This is a genomic window from Phaeobacter sp. JH20_34 (assembly GCF_048056095.1).
In the GTDB taxonomy this organism is placed as follows: Bacteria; Pseudomonadota; Alphaproteobacteria; order Rhodobacterales; family Rhodobacteraceae; genus Phaeobacter; species Phaeobacter bryozoorum.
In genome coordinates this window covers 11,970-35,026 of the sequence record NZ_JAYMWT010000005.1, presented here as the reverse complement: position 1 = coordinate 35,026, position 23,057 = coordinate 11,970, and the positions used below count along the sequence as shown (strand labels likewise).

Annotated in this window: 22 protein-coding genes and 1 pseudogene; 11 read left to right on the top strand and 12 right to left on the bottom strand. The window is 58.0% G+C overall.

The annotated features are described in order from the left end of the window. The first annotated feature begins 303 nt into the window (after positions 1 to 303). The 5 genes from VWZ81_RS07750 (at position 304) to VWZ81_RS07730 (ending at position 7,237) form a co-directional block, all read left to right on the top strand. A complete protein-coding gene (locus VWZ81_RS07750) occupies positions 304 to 1,974 on the top strand; it encodes an ABC transporter substrate-binding protein (RefSeq protein ID WP_416543650.1) in 1,671 nt (556 codons plus the stop codon). A 67-nt stretch (positions 1,975 to 2,041) separates the two neighbouring features. Beyond that, positions 2,042 to 3,127, top strand: coding sequence for an ABC transporter permease (locus VWZ81_RS07745; RefSeq protein WP_416543651.1), 1,086 nt, complete (start codon positions 2,042 to 2,044; stop codon positions 3,125 to 3,127). Between the two features lie 12 nt (positions 3,128 to 3,139). Then, positions 3,140 to 4,345: an ABC transporter permease gene (locus VWZ81_RS07740; protein WP_416543652.1), complete on the top strand. Its 1,206-nt coding sequence runs from the start codon at positions 3,140 to 3,142 to the stop codon at positions 4,343 to 4,345. A 5-nt stretch (positions 4,346 to 4,350) separates the two neighbouring features. Then, positions 4,351 to 6,426 carry a dipeptide ABC transporter ATP-binding protein gene (locus VWZ81_RS07735; RefSeq protein ID WP_416543653.1) on the top strand — a complete coding sequence of 692 codons (2,076 nt, stop codon included), beginning with the start codon at positions 4,351 to 4,353 and terminating at the stop codon, positions 6,424 to 6,426. A 16-nt stretch (positions 6,427 to 6,442) separates the two neighbouring features. Further along, on the top strand, positions 6,443 to 7,237 hold the full coding sequence (locus tag VWZ81_RS07730; RefSeq protein WP_416585280.1) for a type 1 glutamine amidotransferase: 795 nt from the start codon (positions 6,443 to 6,445) through the stop codon (positions 7,235 to 7,237). Here VWZ81_RS07730 and VWZ81_RS07725 read toward each other — a convergent pair. Continuing rightward, positions 7,234 to 8,238, bottom strand: a complete 1,005-nt coding sequence (locus VWZ81_RS07725; RefSeq protein WP_416543654.1) for a LysR family transcriptional regulator — start codon at positions 8,236 to 8,238, stop codon at positions 7,234 to 7,236. The genes VWZ81_RS07730 and VWZ81_RS07725 overlap by 4 nt on opposite strands. Before the next feature lie 81 nt (positions 8,239 to 8,319). Then, on the bottom strand, positions 8,320 to 8,619 hold the full coding sequence (locus tag VWZ81_RS07720) for a hypothetical protein (protein ID WP_416585278.1): 300 nt from the start codon (positions 8,617 to 8,619) through the stop codon (positions 8,320 to 8,322). A 66-nt stretch (positions 8,620 to 8,685) separates the two neighbouring features. Here VWZ81_RS07720 and VWZ81_RS07715 point away from each other — a divergent pair. Beyond that, positions 8,686 to 8,928, top strand: a pseudogene (locus VWZ81_RS07715) (transposase); the annotation flags it as partial. Between the two features lie 55 nt (positions 8,929 to 8,983). Here VWZ81_RS07715 and VWZ81_RS07710 read toward each other — a convergent pair. The 6 genes from VWZ81_RS07710 to VWZ81_RS07685 form a co-directional block, all read right to left on the bottom strand. Next, positions 8,984 to 9,670, bottom strand: coding sequence for an IS6 family transposase (locus VWZ81_RS07710; RefSeq protein WP_416542496.1), 687 nt, complete (start codon positions 9,668 to 9,670; stop codon positions 8,984 to 8,986). 40 nt (positions 9,671 to 9,710) lie between these two features. Next, positions 9,711 to 9,947: a helix-turn-helix domain-containing protein gene (locus tag VWZ81_RS07705; RefSeq protein ID WP_416542495.1), complete on the bottom strand. Its 237-nt coding sequence runs from the start codon at positions 9,945 to 9,947 to the stop codon at positions 9,711 to 9,713. A 118-nt stretch (positions 9,948 to 10,065) separates the two neighbouring features. Further along, on the bottom strand, positions 10,066 to 10,815 hold the full coding sequence (locus VWZ81_RS07700) for an amino acid ABC transporter ATP-binding protein (RefSeq protein ID WP_416542494.1): 750 nt from the start codon (positions 10,813 to 10,815) through the stop codon (positions 10,066 to 10,068). 12 nt (positions 10,816 to 10,827) lie between these two features. Beyond that, on the bottom strand, positions 10,828 to 11,619 hold the full coding sequence (locus tag VWZ81_RS07695) for an amino acid ABC transporter permease (RefSeq protein ID WP_416585276.1): 792 nt from the start codon (positions 11,617 to 11,619) through the stop codon (positions 10,828 to 10,830). A gap of 85 nt (positions 11,620 to 11,704) precedes the next feature. Continuing rightward, entirely contained in the window at positions 11,705 to 12,460 is a 756-nt protein-coding gene (locus VWZ81_RS07690) for an amino acid ABC transporter permease (RefSeq protein ID WP_416542492.1), read from the bottom strand. 27 nt (positions 12,461 to 12,487) lie between these two features. After that, positions 12,488 to 13,321 carry a transporter substrate-binding domain-containing protein gene (locus tag VWZ81_RS07685; protein ID WP_416542491.1) on the bottom strand — a complete coding sequence of 278 codons (834 nt, stop codon included), beginning with the start codon at positions 13,319 to 13,321 and terminating at the stop codon, positions 12,488 to 12,490. A 169-nt stretch (positions 13,322 to 13,490) separates the two neighbouring features. Between VWZ81_RS07685 and VWZ81_RS07680 the strand changes: the two genes are divergently transcribed. Continuing rightward, complete coding sequence (locus VWZ81_RS07680; RefSeq protein WP_416542490.1) at positions 13,491 to 14,234, top strand: substrate-binding periplasmic protein; 744 nt, start codon at positions 13,491 to 13,493, stop codon at positions 14,232 to 14,234. An 86-nt stretch (positions 14,235 to 14,320) separates the two neighbouring features. Continuing rightward, positions 14,321 to 16,927 (top strand): ATP-binding protein, encoded by a 2,607-nt coding sequence (locus tag VWZ81_RS07675; RefSeq protein ID WP_416542489.1) that lies wholly within the window; start codon positions 14,321 to 14,323, stop codon positions 16,925 to 16,927. Here VWZ81_RS07675 and VWZ81_RS07670 read toward each other — a convergent pair. The 4 genes from VWZ81_RS07670 to VWZ81_RS07655 all read right to left on the bottom strand — a co-directional run bounded on the left by VWZ81_RS07670 (position 16,915) and on the right by VWZ81_RS07655 (position 20,845). Beyond that, entirely contained in the window at positions 16,915 to 17,724 is an 810-nt protein-coding gene (locus VWZ81_RS07670; RefSeq protein WP_416542488.1) for a response regulator, read from the bottom strand. The two genes, VWZ81_RS07675 and VWZ81_RS07670, sit on opposite strands and share 13 nt — an antisense overlap. 1,092 nt (positions 17,725 to 18,816) lie before the next feature. After that, positions 18,817 to 19,359, bottom strand: coding sequence for a carboxymuconolactone decarboxylase family protein (locus VWZ81_RS07665; protein WP_416542487.1), 543 nt, complete (start codon positions 19,357 to 19,359; stop codon positions 18,817 to 18,819). Between the two features lie 30 nt (positions 19,360 to 19,389). Beyond that, positions 19,390 to 19,752 carry a hypothetical protein gene (locus VWZ81_RS07660; protein WP_416542486.1) on the bottom strand — a complete coding sequence of 121 codons (363 nt, stop codon included), beginning with the start codon at positions 19,750 to 19,752 and terminating at the stop codon, positions 19,390 to 19,392. 136 nt (positions 19,753 to 19,888) lie between these two features. After that, entirely contained in the window at positions 19,889 to 20,845 is a 957-nt protein-coding gene (locus VWZ81_RS07655; RefSeq protein WP_416542485.1) for an AraC family transcriptional regulator, read from the bottom strand. Positions 20,846 to 20,979: 134 nt separating this feature from the next. Between VWZ81_RS07655 and VWZ81_RS07650 the strand changes: the two genes are divergently transcribed. The 3 genes from VWZ81_RS07650 (at position 20,980) to VWZ81_RS07640 (ending at position 23,053) form a co-directional block, all read left to right on the top strand. Then, positions 20,980 to 21,579 (top strand): cytochrome P460 family protein, encoded by a 600-nt coding sequence (locus VWZ81_RS07650; RefSeq protein ID WP_416542484.1) that lies wholly within the window; start codon positions 20,980 to 20,982, stop codon positions 21,577 to 21,579. 235 nt (positions 21,580 to 21,814) lie between these two features. Next, positions 21,815 to 22,297 (top strand): YHS domain-containing (seleno)protein, encoded by a 483-nt coding sequence (locus tag VWZ81_RS07645; protein WP_416542483.1) that lies wholly within the window; start codon positions 21,815 to 21,817, stop codon positions 22,295 to 22,297. A 63-nt stretch (positions 22,298 to 22,360) separates the two neighbouring features. Further along, positions 22,361 to 23,053 carry a glutathione S-transferase family protein gene (locus VWZ81_RS07640; RefSeq protein ID WP_416542482.1) on the top strand — a complete coding sequence of 231 codons (693 nt, stop codon included), beginning with the start codon at positions 22,361 to 22,363 and terminating at the stop codon, positions 23,051 to 23,053. The last annotated feature ends 4 nt before the right edge of the window (positions 23,054 to 23,057 follow it).

The following is a 23,057-nucleotide window of genomic DNA, read 5'->3' as shown; positions in this document are numbered from 1 at the left end:
GCATCGGATTACGCTTCATCCTACTGGAATCCTGTAAGAACTTTTTGATGAAACGGCAAAGCAATTGCGACATTTGCGCCAGACCAGAAAAACCTGATCATAAAATATTCTAATAAAAAGAGTCGCAATTCTTTATGATCCGAGAATTCTTGCTTGACGCAATAAACGGTTTGTAGGCTTCGGACAGGAAAAAACGCTCGGCCGTGGAGTCGGTCGCAGAGACCCCGGGTTTGGAAAGCTGCCGCATCAACATTCCGGACATACCAGGGCGTTTTGGCACTAAACAGGGAAAAAGAAATGAAGATGATCTCAAGATTTACAAATCGTAAGGGGCAGCCGCTGCCCAAGTCCTTTGAACAATCAGCGCGCAAGGCGCAGTCCGGCAGCGAGGTCGATCGCCGAGAGTTTCTGGCATTGGCCAGTGCCTTTGGGGCAACAGCCACGACCGCCTATGCGATGTTGGGCATGACCACGCCAGCCTACGCTGCCACCCCTGCCAAAGGCGGTACCATGCGACTTGAAGTCGGCGTTCACGCGCTCAAGGACACGCGGACAATGGACTTTGCCGCGATGGCGATGGTGGCCTCGAACTGGCTGGAATACCTTGTCGAATACAACAACGACGGCACGTTCGGGCCACGGCTGTTGGAAGACTGGGCCGTCAACGACGATGCTACCGTTTACACTCTGAACATACGCAAAGGTGTGACCTGGAACAACGGCGAACCGTTCACCGCGCAGGACGTTGCACGCAACATTGAGCGTTGGTGTGACGCCGAAGTCGAAGGCAACGCCATGGCCTCCCGCCTAAGCTCGCTTGTCGACAGTGAAACCAAGAAAGCCGCCGCAGGCGCCATTACGGTTCTGGATGATCACACGGTCCAACTGACCTGTGGGTCTTCTGACATCACGATCATCCCAAGCCTTGCTGACTATCCTGCCCTGGTGGTTCCGGAAAGCTATACACCGGAAACCATGCTGTCGAACCCGGTCGGCACCGGCCCTTATACGCCCGTTGAATTCGAGGTTGGCGTGCGCGCCGTGGTCGAACGCAATACCGACCATGCGTGGTGGGGCGAAGGAACGGGCGCTTGGGTCGACCGGTTTGAGTTCCTGGATTACGGCACCGACACATCTTCGGTTCTGGGTGCGGTTGAGGCCGAAGAGGTCGACGTTACCTACAACCCACCGAGCGAGCATCTGGAATTGATGGAAGCCTTGGGTTGGCAGGTGAAATCCATCGACACCGGCTCAACCGTTGTCATTCGCGCCAACCAAAACGCCGAAGTTGGCGGCATGACACCCTATGCGGATGTGCGTGTGCGCAAGGCGCTGCAAATGGCTGTCAGCAATGAGCTGACGCTGGAGCTTGGCTTCAACAATAAGGGCAGTGCTGCCGAAAACCACCATGTCGCCCCCGCGCATCCGGAATATGCCGATATCGGCAAGCCGGTGCATGACCCCGAAGGCGCCAAGGCGCTGATGGAAGAGGCCGGTATGGCCGACTTCGAACACGAGCTGATTTCGATCGACGGCGGGTTCCGCAAGGACACGGCTGATGCGGTTGCGATCCAGCTGCGCGAGGCCGGTATCAACGTCAAACGCACCGTCATGCCGGGGTCTACGTTCTGGAACGACTGGACAAAATACCCGTTCAGCATCACCGACTGGAACCATCGCCCGCTTGGCGTTCAGCTTTATGGCATCTGCTACCAAAGCACGGCCAAATGGAACGAGGCCGGGTACTCCAACCCCGAATTCGACAGCCTTTTGGAACAGGCCGTGGCCATCGCGGATGCCGGCGAACGCAGCATAGTCATGGCAAAGCTGGAGCAGATGATGGTCGACGATGCGGTTATTATCCAGCCGTATTGGCGGTCCTTGTTCCGGGCATCACATCCGGATGTCATCGGCGCAGAGCCACATATTTCGTTCCTCCCGCAGCTCTACAAGTGGGGCTGGGCCAACGCTTAACCGCGTCTGGTAAAACGGACGGTATCGGCCTTCGGGCCGATACCACTTTCATTCCACAGGTAGAACCATGACACATTTCATTTTGCGTCGCCTTGGGGTGATGCTGCTGACCACCGTTTCTCTGACGTTTATCGTCTTTTTCCTGACAAACCTGACGCCGAACCTTGAAAAGCTTGCCAAATCCGAGGCCAACGCCCGGATGAGCGACGAAGAAGTCTCAGGGTGGCTGGCAGAGCACGGCTATGACGAGAATGTCATCCTGCGGTATGGCCAATGGCTTGGCGTCGTTGCCTCGCCCAAGCTGACGGATACCAATGGCGTGATGTACACCCGTTGTGCCCGTCCCGAACGCCCCGCTGAAATCGCGCCTGATTATTGCGGGCTTCTACAGGGAGAGCTGGGCTTTTCCAGCGTGTTCAAGATCGAGGTCACCGAGGCCATCTCCAACCGCCTGAGCAAGACCGGTTATCTAATGCTGGCGGTGATGTGTGTGATGGTTCCTCTGGCCTTGCTGATCGGCATCCTTGCGGGGATGCGCGAGGGGTCAATCATGGACCGCGTGTTGTCCGCATTCGCCATTATCACGACGTCCACACCTGAATATGTTTCTGCGATTATCCTGATCGCGGTGTTTGCATCGAAGAATTCCGGGGTCTCCCCCCAACTGGTGGAATGGGGCATGATCGAGGGGCCGACGCTGTTCAAAGCCTCTGCCGCGACGGCCCTGAATAACATCACATTTGCGAACTTCACCCTGCCTGTGACGGCGCTGACGCTTTATGGCATGGGGTATATCGCGCGCATGACACGTGCCTCGATGGCCGAAGTCATGACCCAGCAATACATCCGCACCGCGCGGCTGAAAGGCGTGCCGTTTCGCGCCATCGTTCTGAAACATGCCCTGCGTAACGCCATGATCACGCCTTTCACGGTGATCATGCTGCAATTCCCGTGGCTGCTGACCGGTGTCGTGATCGTCGAGACGATCTTTAACTACAAAGGTTTTGGCTGGTCGCTGGTTCAGGCCGCAGGCAACAACGACATTGAGCTGTTGATGGGGATCTCCATCGTCGCAGTGATCGTCGTGCTGCTGACACAACTGATTTCCGACATTGGATATGTCTACCTGAACCCGCGTATTCGGGTTTCATAAGGGGCTGCTCGCATGGAAAACCTAACCGGTTTCGATCACTTTTTGAATGTTGCTGCACGGTTCTGGCCGGTGTGGATCGCCATGGCTGTCGTGCTTGTCCCGTCTTTCTATACCCGGCGCAAAACCGGTCTTTACGGGCAGATCTTCGAAAGCGGCATTGGCGTGATCGGCTTTTCGCTTGTCATCTTCTGGGTGTTTACGGCCATTTTTGCCGACGTCATCATGACCCATGATCCCTATGCCACCTGGGCGGGGTTGAAAAACGCGCTGCCAGGAACAGCGTTGCGGGCACCGGCCGACGGTGTCTACCCCCACGCTTTGTTTGGCGGGGACAATCTGGCGCGGGATGTGTTTTCACGCGTGGTCGAAGGGTCGCGGATCGTGCTGACGATCTCTCCCATTGCGACGCTGTTCGCCTTTATGGTGGGCATCACGCTGGGCCTGCCTGCGGGGTACTTCGGCGGGCGGATGGATACGGTGCTGACATTCATCTCCAACCTGATCATCGCCTTTCCTGTCATCTTGTTGTTCTACCTTCTCGTGACACCGGAAATACGTTCCGGCGGACCTGCATTCAGCTTTGGCGGCGATCACATTTGGCGGGCGTCTGTTCCCAATGTTCTGGCCGCGATGATCTTCATCTTTCCGACTGTGTTCTTCTGCATCCTTTGGCAATCTCGCTTTTATGTCCGGCCCATGCTGCGCAACATCCTGATTGCCGTCACCCTTATCATCGGGCTGTGGGGATATCTGGGCACGGCCTTTGACTATGATCCAACGGGGCTGCTGCTGATTGAACCGGGTTTGAAAAACATCTTTGCCATCGTTGCAGTCGTCGGCGCACCGGCCAAGTTCCGTATCGTGCGCGGCCTGACGCTCGACATCAAAACTCGCGACTATGTGGCGGCTGCCCAAACCCGCGGCGAACGCCCATGGTACATCATGTTGTGGGAAATCCTGCCCAATGCCCGTGGCCCGCTGATCGTCGATTTCTGCCTGCGGATTGGCTACACCGCGATCCTTCTGGGCGCGCTTGGGTTCTTTGGCCTTGGGCTGACTCCTGAAAGCGCGGATTGGGGATCCACAATCAACGAAGCACGCCGCCTGCTGGCGCTGTATTCCCACCCGGCCCTGTTCCCTGCCTTGGCATTGATGAGCCTCGTGCTCGGCCTGAACCTTCTGGGCGACAGCCTGCGCGAAGCATCACAAAAGGATTGAGGCAGATGACTGAAACGACCCCCGTTCTTGAGATCGAAAAGCTGTCGATCAGCTTTATGACGCGACTTCGCCAGATCGACGCAGTGATGGATTTTTCCGTCACCGTAAACCCCGGGGAGGCCGTGGGCCTTGTCGGCGAAAGCGGCTGTGGCAAGTCCACCGTGGCGCTTGGGGTCATGCGTGACCTTGGGGGCAACGGAAAGATCACCGGCGGCAGCATCAAATTCAAAGGCCGCGACATGGCCAGTATGGACGACGACGAACTGCGGCAGGTCCGTGGCCGCGACATCGCGATGATCTATCAGGAACCCATGGCCAGCCTCAATCCGGCGATGACCGTTGGCGCACAACTGATGGAGGTTCCGCAGTATCACGACAACGTCTCAACAACCGAGGCCCGCGCCCGCGCGCTGGAACTGGTGCGGGATGTAAAGCTGCCCGATCCCGAACGCGTCCTGAACGCCTATCCGCACCAGCTTTCGGGTGGGCAACAACAGCGCATCGTCATTGCCATGGCCCTGATGGCGAAACCTGCGTTGCTGATCCTTGATGAACCGACCACTGCGCTTGACGTTACAGTCGAGGCGGCCGTGATCAAGCTGGTCAAGGAGTTGGGCCAGAAATACGGCACATCCATGCTGTTCATCAGCCACAACCTTGGGCTGGTGATGGAAACCTGCGACCGCATTTGTGTGATGTATTCCGGCGAAGCCGTGGAGCGCGGACCCGTCAAAGACGTGTTCGAGAACATGCATCACCCCTATACCCAAGCCCTGTTCCGCGCGATCCCCGTGCCAGGTGCGGACAAGAACCGCCAGCCGCTCGTCGCCATCCCTGGCAACTTTCCGCTGCCGCATCAACGCCCAACCGGCTGCAATTTCGGCCCGCGCTGCACCTATTTCAAGGCTGGAACCTGCGATAGCGACCCGATCCAGATGGCAACGCTTCCCGGCAATCCGCAGCATCAGACCCGCTGCAACCGGTTTGCCGATATTGACTGGGCCGCTCAGCTCGACACCGTGGCTGCCCCGCCAGCACGGGTCTCGGACACCGTGACCCTGAGCGTCAAGGGCCTGCGAAAGTACTACGACGTCGCTGCAAATGCCCTCTTTGGCGGGCGCGCAACCAACCTTGTCAAAGCCAACGAAACCCTGTCATTCGACGCCCATGAAGGGGAAACTCTTGCCATTGTCGGGGAATCCGGCTGCGGAAAGTCCACCTTCTCCAAGGTGTTAATGGGTCTGGAAACCGCGACCGAAGGCACGATTGAGCTGAATGGCAGATCTTTGGCCAGCGTCCCCATTCAGGACCGCGACACACAAACGGTTGGCGCTGTTCAGATGGTGTTCCAGAACCCGTTTGACACGCTGAACCCCTCCATGACGGTCGGGCGCCAGATCATGCGCGCGCTTGAGGTGTTTGGCATTGGCGACAGCGACACCGCCCGCAAGGATCGCATGTTCGAACTGCTTGATCTGGTCAAACTGCCGCGCGCTTTTGCAGATCGCAGTCCCCGCCAACTGTCGGGCGGTCAGAAACAACGGGTGGGCATCGCGCGCGCGTTTGCAGGTAACGCCCGACTTGTTGTGGCCGATGAACCCGTCTCAGCGCTGGACGTGTCCGTGCAGGCGGCCGTGACTGAACTGTTGATGGACATCCAGCGCAAGAATGGCACGACGCTCTTGTTCATCAGTCATGACCTGTCAATCGTGCAGTATCTGGCCGACCGGGTTTTGGTGATGTATCTGGGGCATGTCGTGGAACTGGGCACCACCGAACAGGTATTCTCGCCGCCCTACCACCCCTATACCGAGGCCCTTTTGGCGGCTGCCCCGATTGCCGACACACGTGTCAAGAAAAGGGAGGTCATTCTTGAGGGCGATATTCCCTCGGCGTTAACTCCCCCGTCCGGCTGCCCCTTCCAGACCCGCTGCAATTGGAAATCAAAAGTCAAAGGCGGTCTTTGCGAACGCGAAGTGCCACCAACCCAGACTCTTGTCGACGGTCATCAGATCAAATGCCATCTCGACGCACAAACGTTGAGCAACATGGCCCCCGTTTTCTCTTTCGCTGCTGAATAACCCATCAAGGCTTGTCATGACCCATATCCTAATCGTCGAATCCAGTTCACCACCTGTCGCAGAGATGCGCCGCTCCAAAAACCGGTCGGCCCCGCAGAACTTCACCCGCGTTTTTCAATCGGTCTCCCCGGGCGTGCGTGTGACAACCCGAGAGCCCTATCTCAATCCGCTGACACCTGCAGACATGGACGGTGTAGATGGCATTGTCATGACCGGCCAGGGGGATCCATGGGCGGCAGATGATCCCAAAGCAGAGCCAATCCGTCAGGCCTGCGAAGTGGTGTTTGATCACGGCAAGCCCAGCATCGGCGTTTGCTTTGGATTGCAAATTGCCACAGTGGTTTTGGGCGGCAGTATCATTGCTGCGGCCAACGGGTTTGAAACCGGAATCGCAAAGCAGATCAGATTGACCGATGACGGCAAAAGTCACCCGATGATGCAGGATCGACTCTGCGGTTTCTCTGTCGCCTGTGGCCACCGGGATGAAGTCAGCCAAATGCCTCAGGGTGCTATCTTGCTGGCATCAAATGATCACACGCAAGTGCAGGCCATGTCCTATGCCAAAGGCAACATCGATTTTTGGGGAATTCAGTATCACCCCGAAGTCGCGCCAAGCACGATCGCAGCCGCATTTCGTGAAGGCAAGAGCATGTTTTCCAAATCCGCCCCCCCGCTTGATGAGTTGGAAAGGGTGGAAACAGATGCAGATGCCGCCGCGCGTCTGGGCTGTTCGGTAAGCGACTTTGTGTTCAAGACACGCACGCTTGAGCTGACCAATTGGCTGGCCCATGTGCAGGCCAAACCGGCCTAGGCCGGGTCGTCCCCCTGGCTTGTGGCTGCAAAAACCGATGGATTGGCCCCGCGCAACAAGTCAGCGCATTGCGGAGAAAGTTCAGCCCATGGGCCATCGACCAGTTGCCGGAAGACATCGCGCATGATGCCCGCCGTGTTCCACGCCAGTTGTTTAAGAACATCGGCCCGACTGATCAACATCAAGGTCCGCCTGTCCTCCTCGCCCATCTGGCGAACCTGAATGCCCTTAAACGCTGCGGGACTTTGATAAAGGCATAAGGCCGAGGTTATGGCCCAGCCATAACCGATCTCAACAAAACGGATAACCGATTGGCTGGAGTCAAAGTTGTATTTCGGATTGTCCCGAACCCCCAAACCCCGCGCAATCCCTCTGGCCCTTTGGCCGAATTTGGTGGTTTGCGCATGGGCCACCTGCGGCAGTCTTTCGATGATCTCCTCTGTGGGACTGTCACCATGCTTGGTTGAACAGATCAGCACATAGGGGTCGGTGAAAATCTCGAGCGGATGAAAATACTCCTTGGGGTCATAAGGCGGACTGTCGACCAGAAAATCAATCTGCAAGGCCCGGAACACATCCTGTTCCCAAGGGACAATGCCAGCGCACAGTTCGACGGATTCCGCCAGTTTTCCAGCCAAGGACACAAATTCCGCCCCCATGGAACACGACATGCTGTCAGGCATGGCAATTCTTATCCGCTGAAGTTGGGCGTCATATTGCGATTGCACGGTGTCCACGACGGCTGCAAGGCTGGCCAGGATATCCGGAATCTGCCCGGCAAGTGTCTCACCTTCGGACGTCAGCATTAATGGCCGGTTGGAGCGCTCTACAAGCCTCATGCCTAGCTTTGCCTCAAGGCGCTGAAGGTGTTGGGAAACCACAGGCTGCGACCGCCCCGACAAAAGGGCGGCCCGTGTGATGCTGCGGGTTTCCGCAACAGCAGCAAAGCTTTGTAAAAGGGCGATTTCCGGCAGATCGCGAAAATCAACGGTTTTGGCCACTATTCTTGTCCGTATTAAGGAGCGTTAGCAGATGTATAGGAAAATCCGGGCGACCTGTCGATTGAGCGCGGGCCTAACCGCCTAGGCGGCTGTCAGCTGGAACCGTGCCGTTTTTTCGTCACAACGATATTGACGTAAATACTGCCCCGTCATTCTGGCCAATTCATCGACGCTATCAATGATGAACTGCGCTTTTTCGTCACTGAGCAGAACCGAGAAATTCAAACGTGTCCAGCCGGGTTTTTCCATCTCTTCGCCATTGGAAATGGCGGTGCGGATCTTGTTGGATTGGTCGTTGTCGATCCCCATCAGCCGGTGCGCATAAGGTCCCGCGCAGGCGCAGCCCCCACGCGCCTGAATGCCGTAAACATCCGACAGCATCCGAGTGAACTGAGCCTCCCCCGAAGAAGTGGTCCGCCCCTATGATTAGGAAACGGAGGACCATAAATGGCGACCAAGAGACCCAAGCCTGAAGAAATTGTCGTGAAGTTACGGCAGGTTGAGGTTTTGATGGGGCAAGGCATGCCCCGCATAGATGCGATCCGTCAGATCGGCGTCACGGAACAAACCTACTACCGCTGGAAAAAGAAGTACGGCGGAATGGGCACAGAGCAACTCAAGGAATTGAAGCGGCTGCAGAAGGAGAACGAGCGGCTCCGGCGAGCCGTTTCGGACCTGACACTGGACAAGTGGTACTGTCGCAAACTTTAGCAGGGAGTGCAGAACAGCCTGTCAGCGGACACACTTATGCTGCGAGGGAGGCGAATTGCTGGAAGCCCGTTTTCCCATTCGCGGCGATTTGACCTTTACGGATCATGTGCGCGGTTTCGATCCCAGCCAGCGTCGCAGCTGCTGAGTGAAACGCTTTGAAGCCAAGTGTTGGGCGCGTGATCCGCTTGATGAAACGATGGTCCTGTTCGACCATGTTGTTCAAATATTTGCTCTGCATGATCCGGATCAACCGTCCGCTGCCCGTAAATTTGCGGATCACGTTCACGGCCTGAAGCCCCGCCAGATTGGCGCCGCTCTTGTCGATAGCAACGCGATCAGGCGTGCCATTTGTTGAAATCGCACGTTTGAAGAAACGGCATGCGGCAGCCTTGTCCCGCTTTGCAGAGAGCATGAAATCAAGGGTTCGGCCGTCCCGATCAACGGCACGATATAGATAGGCCCACTGGCCTTTGACCTGGACATAGGTTTCATCCATCCGCCACGAGTTGGCTGTCTGACGCTTTCGCTTTTGTGCCTCGGCTGCGAGGTCTGTCGAAAATTTCACCACCCACCTGTTCAGTGTCGCATGGTCAATATCTACACCACGCTCTGCCATGATCTCCTCCAGATCCCGGTAAGAAACCGCGTATCTGACATAGAAGTACACCGCGTAAAGGATCACGCTCTTGGGGTAATGCACCCCTTTGAAACCTGTCGCCATTCTGCCCGCCTGCTTTTTTTGTGCAACGGCATATCGGCCATCACGCAGAAACGGAAATACAAAGTTTGCGACAGAACCGACGGATCGGCCGGGTGTTCCGCTCCATCAGAGACACGCCCAAAACAGCTTCGAGCCGCTGCAATTGCTGGGAAAGCGCGGGTTGAGATAAGTCGCATTTTGCGGCTGCTTCGGTGAGACTGGCCGAACCGGCAATAACACAGAAATTCCGCAGGAGCGAAAAATCCGGAAGCTGGTCCGAGGGCTTGCTGCGGTTCATCTGTCTACTCCACGAATGATCATCCTTACAGGCCCACTGGCAACGGTTTCTGAAACATGCTCCTCGAAGGATCTCAGAACAGAGCAGGCCATTCCGGCCATTCTATACCCTGCAGCTGTTATAGGATCTGGCTCAGAAACTCTTTCGTGCGCGGATCTTTGGCGTTGTCAAAGAACGTCTCAGGTGAGCCGTGCTCGACGATCACCCCTCTATCGGTGAAATAGATGTGGTCAGCCACTTCACGGGCAAACCCCATTTCATGTGTTACCAGGATGCAAGTCATCCCATCCGCCGCCAGATCCTTAATGGTCACCAGCACTTCCTTTACGGTTTCCGGGTCCAGCGCTGCGGTCACCTCGTCAAACAGCATGACATCCGGACGCATCGCCAGACTGCGCGCGATGGCAACCCGCTGCTGCTGGCCACCCGACAGCTCGCCGGGATAACTGTGCTCTTTACCTTCCAACCGAACCTTTTTCAGCAACGCGCGCGCGCGTTGCTCGACTTCGGTTTTGTTTTCCTTCAGCACTTTGACCGGTGCCATCATCACGTTTTCCAGCGCTGTCTTATGGGGGAACAGATTATACTGCTGGAAAACCATGCCGACTTTTTTGCGCAACTGCAGCCGGTCAAGCTGCGCATCATGCACCTCTTGGCCTTCGACCGTAATCGAGCCGCCGTGAATGTCGTTGAGCGCATTGATGCAGCGTATCAGAGTCGATTTACCGGATCCTGACGGGCCGATGATGCAAATGACCTCGCCCTTCATTATATCCAGGCTAACGCCTTTCAGAACTTCAATTTGCCCGAAGGACTTGTGGACGTCCCGGATGGAAACAATCGGTTGATCAGATGTCCAAGTATTCATCGTCCTGACCTTTCAGAGTTTGACTGCAAAGCGCTTTTCCAGCGCAATTGTGATGCGGGCGATCGGGTAGCAATAGGCAAAAAACAGCACCAGCGCGTACCCGAAGAACGGCACCAGAAGCTCAGGCCGGTTGTTTTCGGCCTCCATTGCCTGGCGCGAAAAAGTGATGATTTCGCCGACCCCCAAAAGCGAACACAACGGGGTCGCCATTGTCAGGATGGCATACCAGTTCATCCACGGCGGGATCATGCGTTTGAAACATTGCGGCAGAATGATCTGCCACAGGGTTTGCGTCCTGGAGAAGGACAACGCTTCGGCCGCTTCCCATTGCGCCGACGGTACAGACATCACAGCTCCGCGCACAATTTCGGAGATATTCGCCATAATCGGAAGGGATAATCCGATGACGGCCTTCATCCAGGCTGGGATGGGGATTACCAGACCGAAGACCTCAATCTCAAATGGAAAGGCGAGCAACACTATAAACAGGATTACCAGCCAAGGCGCATTGCGGAACAACTGGGTAACTCCCCAGCTCAGCCGCCGAAGCCAATTGTTCTGGGAAATCTGACCAAGCCCTAGAGCCGCTCCGGCGAAGGTACCGATCAGCATTGAAAAAACCGAAATCACGACATTGAAAACAAAGCCCTGAAAGGTCAGAAACGGTATCCAGCGCCAAAGAGCCGCAAAGGCATCCCCCATGCCATGGCTGGCGGTTTGAGCAAGAGCCAGGGTCGGCCAGGCCAGAAACATCAGCAGGATGAACTGCGGTGGGATGCTGGCTAGCCAACGGACCAGAAACATCTCGTCGTAGGCTCCACCGGAAAGAACATAGGGTTTCAGGACCGGCAGATCGGTGCGGGCCGGGCCGGTAATGCCCGGAAGGTTGTTACTGGCCATAGCCCGGTATCCTCATCTTGCGTTCCCAGGAGTTCATGCCAAAGACCAGCACCCCGACGAGGCCCAGATAGACCACAAAAAGAAGCAGCATTGTCGGGTTCTGCGCCGATGGGAAATCGTTCCAGACAGAGACGCTTTCATACAGCAGCTCCGGCACAGCGATGGCAAAAGCCTGGGTGGTGGTCTTCACCAGGTTCACGAGGTTGTTGTTCAGTGCGGGTATCGAAACCCTCAATGCCAAGGGGAAGACTACATTAGTGAAGGTTTGTGTCCGACTCATCCCCAGCGCTTCTGCGGCCTCGCGGGTCGAATAGGGCACGGCTTCGATCCCGGCCCGAAAGATTTCGACGTTGAAAGCCCCCGCAAAAAACGACAGCGAAATGATAGCCCAGCCGGCAGCTGAAATGACCGGCACTTCGGTCCAGCCGTCGGGACCGGTTATTACGGGCGTGAACTGACCCAATGCAAAGTAGAAAAACAGCAGCTGCACCAGCGGCGGTGTATTGCGGAAGAACTGAATATAGCCTTGAACACCCGCGCGCAGGATGCGGTTGCGGGCTCCTTGCAGCCAGGCTCCTGCAATGCCGATCACCAATGAAAACAGCACACAGGCAAAGCTGAGCTTCACTGTCATCCAAAGGCCGGACAAAATGCGTCCGGCCTGCTTCTCGTCATAAAGCCAGATGAAATTCCAGCGTGGGAAATCCTCGGCAAGCTGCACAAACAACGCTTCGAAACCAGTCATGCCGACGGTCTCCCCTATGGCCAATGCTTATTCTGCAACCGGGTCCGCCAGTTTGGCGTTCAGGTCCTGCAGGTAGGCCGTCGGTTTGATGCCCCATTTGGCTTCCCACTCGATCAGGCTGCCATCTTGATGCCAGCCGTACTGAATGCCGGTCATGAAGCGGCCAAAGACACAGTTCTCTTCGCCCTTCGGAACCGCCAGTCCCCAGGGGCTGTCGTCCTCGGACGCCAGCGGCATTTCGAAGTCTGCCCATTCGCCGGAAGCAATTGCCGAGCCGATAGAGGAATCGTCGTAGACAAAGGCAACACATTTCTTGTCACGCAATGCCTGGCGAGCCTCGGCGGCCCCACCAAAGGCCACGATTTGGGCGCCGTATTTGTCTTCAATGATCTGATTGTAGAATGCACCTTGCACACCGCAGACCGGTTTGCCGTTCAATTCTTCCCAGGAAGAGAACCCCAGTGCCTTCGGGGCCAGGATATTGGTGCCCGACGTATAGTAGTTCGGGCCGACAATTCCGACGATTTCGCGGCGGTCGGCGCGGTCGGTCATGGTGGCAATCATCAGATCAATCTGGCCCTGCTCCAGAAACTGCATCCGGTTTGAGGCGACGACCGGGGTCAGTTCCAGTTCAACGCCAAGTGTCTCAGCAACATCCTGGGCCATGTCGATTTCCATGCCGACAATCGACCCGTCGGTGTCCCGGAAACCCCAGGGCTTGTAATCAGCCTTGACGCCGACAACGATTTTGCCGCGCTCCTGAATCCGGTTCCAGGTGTCATTGGTGCATTCAGCGGCAGTGGCTGCAATCGGTGTCAAAGCAAAGCTGGCCAGGGCTGTGGTGGCAATCAGGTGTTTCATGTTTCTCTCCCTTTCTCGTCTGCCGGATGGTTAACAGCCGGGAACTGTTCAGCGTGAGAGACGAAAAAGTTCCCCTGTCACCGGAACTTTTTTGACAGGCTGGCTGCTTGCCTGACCTGTGCGCTCACGGATATTCTGGCTTCAGCGCGTAACCAGCGGTGGATGACTGATGAACCGGCTCTTGCAGATCGTGACGGCTATCTGCCTGCTTGGCATCATGATGCGCCCCGTCCAGGCAGAAACCTGGGTGGTCGGATCCATGGAAGGTTTTGCGCCCTTCAACTACTCAATCGAAGGCGAATATTCGGGCATTGATGTGCAGATCCTGAATGAGGCCGCAGAACGGATCGGGGTCACGCTGGACCACAGGCCGCTGCCCTGGAAGCGCGCCTTGCTGGATTTCGAGACCGGCCAGCTTGATGCCGTCTTTCAGCTGGCGCCGACGCCTGAGCGTTTTCAGAAATGGAATATGGTCGGGCCACTGCGCCGGACGCGCACTGTTTTCGTGACTTTGAAAGATTCTCCTATCCAAGACGTCCATACTCTGTCGGACCTGGACGGCCTCGTTGTAGGTGTGGTTTCAGGGTTCACGTACGAAGCACGCTTCGACCATTACCAGCCGCTGCAACGCGAAGCCTCGCTGGATGATTTCACCAATCTTCGCAAGCTGCTTCTCGGCCGTTCTGATCTGATTGTCGGCGGCTACGAGACACTGCATTATGTGGCCAGTGAACTGAATGCGCTGGACAAACTGAAGTTTCTGCCGACCCCTTTGGCGGAACACGCCCGCTATATCGGCTTTCACCGCTCACCGGAAGGCGATGATATGGCCCGCCGCCTGCAGGCTGAACTGGAAAGGATACAGGCAAACCGGATCCCGCCCGAATACCTGCACCACTATTTCTCGCGATGAGGCTAAAACTAAAACCCGCAGGCATCACACGTAAAATCGCACTCGCAGCTGCGCTGCTGGGGGTTTTATCCGGCCTGTTTCTGGGGATGTATACCCTGCTGGCGGAACACTCCCTTAGAATTGGTGCGGCGCGGCTTAATGCCGACAGGATCATCCGGGCCACGCTGCCGCAGATTGCCGGGGCATATTGGGAGGTGGACGTTCCCGCTGTACGTGCCATTTTGAACGGCCTGCTTGAGGATCCGGTGATCCTGAGCGCACGTATTGACGACCCGCTTCTGACCGAAGCGCAGCGCGACAGCAGCGGCTTGATCGACCTGTCCGTCTCGCGCCAGCCACCGCCGGCGCCGCCCTGGCTGGGCATCCTGTTTCAGACGGGCAGCCAGGCGGAGGAGCTTTCCTACGTCTTGAGCAACCCGCGGGACGGCAGTGAAATCGGCCGGCTGGCGGTGGAGTTGGACTTTCGTCCGGTTCAGGAAATTATGGTTGCCCGCAGCTATGTCGTGCTCGGCTCAAGCATTCTGCAGGCCCTGCTGGTGACGGCTGTCATTTTCCTGATCGTGCAATTGATTGTTATCCGCCCTCTTGCCCGGCTTCAGGCGGCTGCCCTCAGGGTGCGGGATGGGTACTCGTTTCAGCTCAAGGGGCGCGACCAGCGAATGTTCGATGTGGGCAGGCAGGATGAGATTTCCCGCCTGGCCCGTGCGTTCCGGCGCACGGTGACTGAACTTGAGGCCAGCCGCGACAATCTGCAGGAGCTTGTGGATGAACGAACCCGCGAACTGCTGGTGGCGCGCAACGAAGCAGTCGAAGCCTCGCAGGCCAAGTCAATCTTTCTTGCCAACATGAGCCATGAGCTGCGTACACCGCTCAATGCGATTATAGGATTGTCCGGCATTCTTCTGCGGGAAGGTCAAAGCAACACCGATACACGCAACCTGACTGATCTGAGATCCGCTGCCGCGCAACTGTCGGAGAACATCGACAGCATTTTGGATCTCTCCAAAATCGAGGCCGGGGAGTTGGTGCTGGAGCAGGTCTGGTTCCGTCTTGATGATCTTCTGGACGACGTGCTGATACAGACAAGAGCTCTGATGGCTGGCAAACCAGTGCTGCTGACCTGGGACTACGCCCCGGATCTGCCGGAAGAGGTTTGTGCGGACCCTCTGCGTCTGCGGCAGATCATGGTCAACTTTGCCTCCAACGCGGTGAAGTTCACCAAAGAGGGCGAGATCCGCCTGCTGGCTGCATATGATAACGGCGCTCTGCGCCTGGGCGTGAGAGACACCGGAATTGGAATCTCCCCGGAACAGATCGAAGGCATCTTCAAGGCTTTTGGGCAAGCCGACAGTTCGACCACCCGCCAATACGGGGGGACCGGGCTTGGCCTGTCAATTGCCCAAAGGCTTGCGGACAAGATGCAAGGCAAGCTTCTGGTGGAAAGTGAGCCTGGCAAAGGGGCGGAGTTTACGGTCATTCTTTGCCCGCCAACCCGGTCCGCGCCCCAGGAAAGTGAAACTGCGGATCTGATCAAGATTGAGGGCACGGAGGGACCGGTCCGGCAGCTTCAGATAATGGCAAACCGGGCGGCGGCAACCGTCGCCGGTCCAATACCGCCGGTCACGGTCACCGTCGCGGCGGAACATGCAACATTTTTTCTGCAATCTTCCGGCAGCTTGGGAAGCAAACGTCTTCCTTTCCCAATCACCCATAGGGAATTGGTCTCAGTTATTTCGGAACTGCAAACCGGCGGTAACCCGAAACCGCCAAAGGACGACATTCTTGCGGGCCTGGATGTGCTGGTGGTGGAGGACAACCCAGTCAACCTGGCCGTCTTTGTTTCACTGGTGGAAGCCCTTGGTGCCACGGTGCGCACAGCGACAAACGGTGTCGAGGCAATGGAACAAGCCGCAGCGGCGATGCCCTGCGTGATCCTGATGGATCTGCATATGCCCGTGATGGACGGGTACCGCGCTCTGGAAAATCTTCAGAGCAGGTATCAGGCAAGCTTGGCCCCTGTTGCCGCCGCAACGGCCAACGCCACACAGGAAGAAGCCGAGCGCTGCACAGCTGCCGGCTTTGCCGGATTTATCCCTAAGCCGATCGACCCCTCGCAGTTGCGCAGCCTTCTGGCTGGTCTTTGCGGCAACAATCGGTTGCTGGGAATTGATCAGGAAAAGGGGCTGTTTTATGCGGGCGGCAACCGGCAGCACTATGAAGCTTCCCTGCGCCGGTTTCATGCCAGTTTGCGTGAATGGTCGGCCGGTCTGGCTGCCCAGGGTGACAGGCCGGAAGGCCCGGGCGTGGCCAATCTCCTTCATGTCATCAAAGGGGCGGCCGGCACGGTGGGGGCCGGCAGGCTGGCGGAACTTGCGGCGGGCGCCGAGAAAGGCAGCATCTCTATCGAAACAGTGGAACAGGCGCTGTCCCGGATGCTTGCGCAGTTCGACACATGCAGCCCTATTTCTGTACATGAGTTGCAGCTTACTCCCGGCAGGCTGAACAGGATTGGTTCACTTGTCAGGAACCGTGACATTCAGGCCCTTGAAGAAGTACAGAATACGGGATCAGGGGGACTCCCGGACGCTGCCGGGGCGGCACTTCAAAGCCTTGGGGCGGCTTTGAAAATGCTGGACTTCGAAACGGCCGGTCAAATTGTGAAACAGCTCACGAACGTGCTTCACGACGACTGAAACTGTCCGATATCGGCGCACATCCGGGCCAGAAGCTGCTCGGCTTTCCCGAGCCGGTCTGCCCGCCGCGCCAGCAGTTTTTCCAAGGCGGTCTTCGCCTGGCGCAGTTCAACATGGCTGCGGATCCGGGCGCGCAGAACGGCGGGCACAATCGGCCGGGTGATAAAATCGCAGGCGCCCATTTCCAGGCCTTTGGTTTCATCCATCGAATCATCGAGACTGGTCAGGAATATCACTGGTGTATCAGCAAGGCTGGCCGTGGATTTGATTCGCCGGCAAACCTCGTAGCCATCCATATCCGGCATCCTGATGTCCAGCAGCACCAGGTCTGCGGACTCCCCGGCGAGAAAAGACAGGGCTGCTTTGCCGGAGGTTTGCGGAACAATCCGGTAAGCGTCCCTCAGCAAGCCGTGCAAGTGGTGAATGTTTTGAGGTGTGTCATCAACCACAAGAACCGAAGGCAGCTCCTCATCATTTTCCGGAAGGGCCGCGTCTTCCGGTTCAGGGCCATTGCCGACTTCTCCGGCCAGTTCTTTGGCCGCAACTGCAATTGCGGTGAGATTGGGTGATACCGTTGCAAAGAAGCGCGCTCCGGCGGCTCCCATGAGCGCCCGGTTCGCGTCCCTCTCAAACAGAGAAATGCCAAGATGGCTTTCCAATGTCCGGATCTGCCGGCTGACAGCCTCGCGGGAGACATTCAACTCTTCCGCTGCGGCGGTAAAACTGCCCAGGCGGGCAGCAGCTTCAAACGCAAGCAGGGAAGTCAGAGGCGGCAAATGGCGTTTGAGTTGTTTCATGCTTTGCGTTCCGGAGTGCTGGGCGTTTTTGGACCGAAATTCACGGCCGCTGTTTTATTTTTGACCGAATTGAACTGGACTTTGAACAGGTGTTGCAGAAACATCCTGCCTTTTGATGCTAACAATTGGCTGCTCAGCCACGTCCACAAAGATCTTGCTCGCGGCGGTTGAACAATCTGCAAGTGGTGTGAGCAAGACCGATTCCAGTTCCCTACCCAGAGGAAAACCTAAGAGTCGAAAAAGTGAAAGACTGGTGCGAGTCTGGGCTTTCCACGGGCATAAAATCAATGGCTCATTGATGTCTAGATGGCAAAACCTTTCCTTCTTCGTGTCTCCAATATCCCTGCTCGCGCCTCCTGTTCCGCCAGTGGCGAAGCCTTCCCTGATTTTCACTTCGGAAGACCTCGTGTCTTCCGGAGGGTAAAGCAGGGTGAACGACTGGTTTCCACGCCGTGCAGCGGCGCTGAAAATGATGCAGTCGCGGCAATTCTGATGCTGTGAGCGTGCGCAGCACGAATTTGATACTTCCGCTGTGGGCTCAGAGTCAGATTTCGCCGCTTGCGGCGCGAACCACTGCTCTTGAGATGCCAATGACCGCGCATTGTATGAAACGACACAAGATCAACGGCTTGCTGGCATTTGCCGATGACTGATTCCATTCCGGCTGTAACTTGAGATTTTTGCACAGGCATTAGGCGGCAGTGAGCCCTTTTTGCCGAATGCTGCAATGTGTGCCAAGGTCTGAAGACAGCTGAAAAGCGGTCATACAACGATGGTTTTTGCGGCGGTCCCGGGATGGGTGGTAGAGATCAAGGAAAGATATCAGTGGCTTGCGTGTGATTGCGTGCAGCGTATGTTCATGTTTTGATCGCGCAATATCGCACTCGGTCGAATGGGTTTTAATTCTAAGGTCAGGACGCATTGATCTCCGTTGCGCGGCGTGATTCACCACTGTTCAAAACGGAGCGGTTCCGCGCAACTGCTCTCGTCAGCGACGTGTTACGTTATCGATTTCTGCATATTGTGTTTCCCGCTGGGCAAGCATTGTCTTGTCGTGTCCGGCCCGGCTGCTGCGCAACCGGGCCGGTCGCGTCATGCGGCGCGGGCGGTGCGGGCCGGAAAGTCGATGTCGGTTGCGGCAACGTGATTGATGTAGTTGGTGAAGATGTTCGCCACGACGTTCGCAACCGTCTCGACGATATCCGCTTCGGACAGCCCCGACGCCTTCGCGGTGGCGAGTTCCGCATCCGTCACCATTCCCTTCGACGATACGACCGAAGTCGCGAGCGCGAGGATTGCGCCGGTGCGCGTATCGTCGGATCGGCCTCCAAGGTGGGCGTCGATCGCGGCAGGGGTAACTTTCAGCCCGGCAGAGATAGCGGCATGAGCCGAGGCGCAGTAATCACAGGCATTGGCGCCTGCAACGGCGAGCGCGATTGCCTCGCGAGTGCGGGCGTCAAAGCTGCCGCCCGACAGCGACTCGTTCAGGCCGAGCATACCGGCCAGCACCGCCGGTTGGTTGGCGGCGACGCGGTACAGGTTCGGCACCATGCCGATCTTGCCCTTGATCGCCGTAAAGAGCGCGGCGGCCTCTGGGCTTGCGGAAGTGTCGCTAACTTGGGTGATGCGTGCCATTTGGATATGTCCTTTCTTGGCGGTTGGAAATCAGGCCGAGACCATGTCAGTTTCGGGTTTGGAGAGGCCGATCACGGCCACGACGGCGGCACCATTCAGCCAGTAGTAGGCGGCGTCGAGCCCGGCGAAGCCGAGGGCGAAGGGCAGGATCAGGAAAAGAACGCCGACGGCGAGGTCGACGGCGAGGTGCAGCTTGTAGGGCAGCACCCGGATCAGGCCGGTCTGGTGGTCAGTGAACACGGTCAGCAAGAATGCCGCGCCGCCGACGATCGGCGAAATGGTCAGCGCGAGGGCGTTTGACTCACCCAGACCGAGGAGAAACGGCAGAGTGATCAGTGCGAATGCGACGGGATAGTCGAGCCAGGAATGGATCTGTTTGGTGACGAAGCGCATGGCATCGGTCCTTTCGACGGGTTTCAGGGGACGACGGAGATCCGCCGCTAGCCATATGTAGCTACGCTCTTCTGGACGATGAATTTCAGAAAGTCCGGACTATTGCGCAGATCGTCCGGATTGCACGGACGATCTCTTAGGCTGCGGTGTGCCGCGCCTCTCCCGTTTGACGGAAGGCAGCAGGCGACAGGCCGATTTCCTTTTTGAACACCCGGCTGAAAGCCGATTCCGAGGCATAGCCCGAAACCTCCGCGGCCTCGGCAACGCTGAGTCCACGCGTTACGAGCGCCTCCCGCGCGATCTGCATCCGCCAGGAGGTGACATAGGACATCGGCGTCACGCCAAATCTCTGCGTGAAGCGTTCCGCGAAACCGGTGCGCGACAGGCCGGCCTCGCGTGCCAGCGAAGCAACCGTCCAGTCTCCGGCGGGGATGCGATGGAAGGACGTGAGCGCCCGCGCAAGCTGCGGGTCGGCGAAGCCCGCCACGCCGCAACTACCCTCCGCGGTCTGTTCGATATGAGCGCGGATCGCCTGGGCAAAGATCGCCTCGGACAGTTTCAGCGCGATCAGGTCGCCACCAAGCCGCGCACCGCCAGCTTCGGCGCCGATGACCTTCAGCGTCGCTTCGAGCCACGGCCCGGCCTCGTCGCCGTAACCGCGAAGGTGGATGAAAGGCGGGAGCCGGTCGAAGAGCAGATGGCGTGAGCCATCAGCCAGCGCAAAATGGCCGCAGATAAGCTGGGTGTCGCGCGTCGTCTCGTCGCCGCCCCAGACCAGCGTGCCATGGCCCGGGAAACCCGAGCGCGACAGAACATCGTCAAGCGGCAGAGCCTCTTCAGGGCCGGTGTGGCGGCACGAGAGCACATGTGCGGTACCGTGCGGGATGATGATCAAATCGCCCTGCGCCAGATGCACGGGTTGCTTGCCCTCGCCGACACGCACCAGCGCCTCGCCCCGGTGCGCGAAGTGGAAGCGCGCCACATCGCGGAAGGCAGGCACGCGCACGCCCCAGGGCTCGGTGAAGCTCGTGCGGAAATAGAGCGAGCCACGAAGGGAGAGTCGGGTGAGGATATCGCTGAGCAGGTCCAACATGGCGGTACGATGTGACGGAAACCATCGTCTGTCCAGATGGCTGGACGAATACGCAGGCATTCCGGACTACCGGGCATTCCTCGTCCGCGATCTGCGGGTGCATCCAATGGGGGTTCTCAGAAAAGGAGACTCACATGAACTCGATGAACCGTTCCGTCGCCGCTGTCGCAGCGACAATCGCGCTCGCCATCGGCGGGTTTGGCGCACATCAGGTGGCGCGCGCACAGTCGGCGATGGCCGGCGGCGCGGTGATCGGCGACGGCAACGTCACCTCGATCCCCGAAGGATTCCGCCATTGGACCTTCCTCGGCGCGCCTCTGACGCCGAACGGACTCAATGGCGGCGCCGCAGGCTTCCCCGAATTCCACCATGTCTACATCCACCCCGAGGCCTTGGCCGAGTTCGAAAGGACGGGTGTGTTCCCTGAAGGAACCACGATCGTGAAGGAGCTCGTGCTGATTCACCAAGGCGACTACGAGGACGGATCGCGCGACGAACCCTCGGGCCGCGGCTTCTTCGCCAAGAGCTTCAACGGTATCGACATGATGGTGAAGGACAGCGACCGTTTTGCCGAGACGAACGGCTGGGGCTTCTTCAACTTTGGCCATCAAGCACCGCCCTATGCCAGCGAGGCGGCCGCGGCCCCCAATGAAGAATGCGCTTTCTGTCACACGGCAAACGCCACGACCGAAATGGTGTTTGGAAAGTTCTATCCGATCCTCGGGCAGAACTGAGGGCGGGGGCGGGTGCGATGGTGCGGTCAAGCGAGAAGCTCGTGTTTCGCGACGATTCTTGGCGAGCCGTAACGATTCCATTGCCATTTCCATCGCTACCGTCCGTCAGTTCGGACGATCAGACATGAACTTCGAACGCTCTGGAATTCACGCAAGTCGCGATCTGCCTCAAGTTACCGCTACGCCCGACAGGCCAAGTCGCCCGGGTGTCATCCATCAACCGAAAGGAAATCCCATGTCTCGCAAACTCACCCTCGCCGCCGCAACGCTCGCGGCTCTTTGCGCCTTTGGTCCGGCCATGGCGGCCGATGAAGTCAACGTCGTCCCCGGCCTGACCGCCGCGGGTGCGCCGCTCGGCCTGCACGGTGCCGACCCGATCGCGCTCCTCGATCAGGGCACGAATGTAGAGGGCGTCGCCGCCCAGACCGCGATCCACGATGGCGTCTCCTACTACTTCGCCTCCGAAGCGAACCGGATGACCTTCGAGGCCAACCCGGCGCGCTACATCGTCCAGAACGGCGGCTTCTGCACCTTCGGTGTCTCGGTCAACAAGAAGTTCGACGGCGACCCGAACTTCGCGGCTGTGGTCGACGACAAGCTCTATGTCTTCCTTAGCGAAGAGATCTACCAGGCCTTCCTGAAGGACAAGGACGGCACGATCGCGAAGGCCGCCGAGAACTGGAAGTCGATCAAGCACACCGCCGCCACGGATCTCTGATCCTTTGGCAGCGTTCCGGGCCGGCCAGTCCCCGCCGGCCCGGACTTTTCCATGGAGAAGCACATGCCCCAGCACATCACCCTCGTCAGCCACGCGCTTTGCCCCTATGTCCAGCGCATCGCCATCGCTCTTGCCGAGAAGGGCGTGGCGCATGACCGCCTGACCGTTGATCTGGCGAACAAGCCGCGCTGGTTCCTCGACATCTCGCCCATGGGCCGCACGCCGGTCCTGAAGGTGGGCGCAGCGGCGCTGTTCGAATCCGCCGCGATCCTCGAGTATCTGGAGGACACGCAGCCAAGCCCGCTGCATCCCTCCGACCCGGTCGAGCGCGCGCGCCATCGTGCCTGGATCGGCTTCGGTGCAGAATGCCTGAACGACATCGCTGGCTTCTATTCGGCGCCGGACAACTCAAGTCTGGACATGAAAGCCGCCGCGCTTCACGCACGCTTCCGACTTCTCGAGCGTCAACTGGGCCGGGGCCCGTGGTTCGCCGGTGGTGTATTCAGCCTGGTGGATGCCGTTTTTGCGCCGGTCTTCCGGTACTTCGACACATTCGACCGGATCGGCGATTTCAGTGTGTTCGATGGGCTGGACAGGGTCACGGCTTGGCGGTGCGAACTGGCCGAACGCCCCTCGGTGCAAGCCGCCGTCGGATCGGACTACGACAACCTGCTTACCGCGTTCATCGAGCGGCGGGGCGGTGCTTTGTCGCGAATGCTCGGACAGGGCGCGCGCGCCGTGGCATCGTTTGCCTGAATCC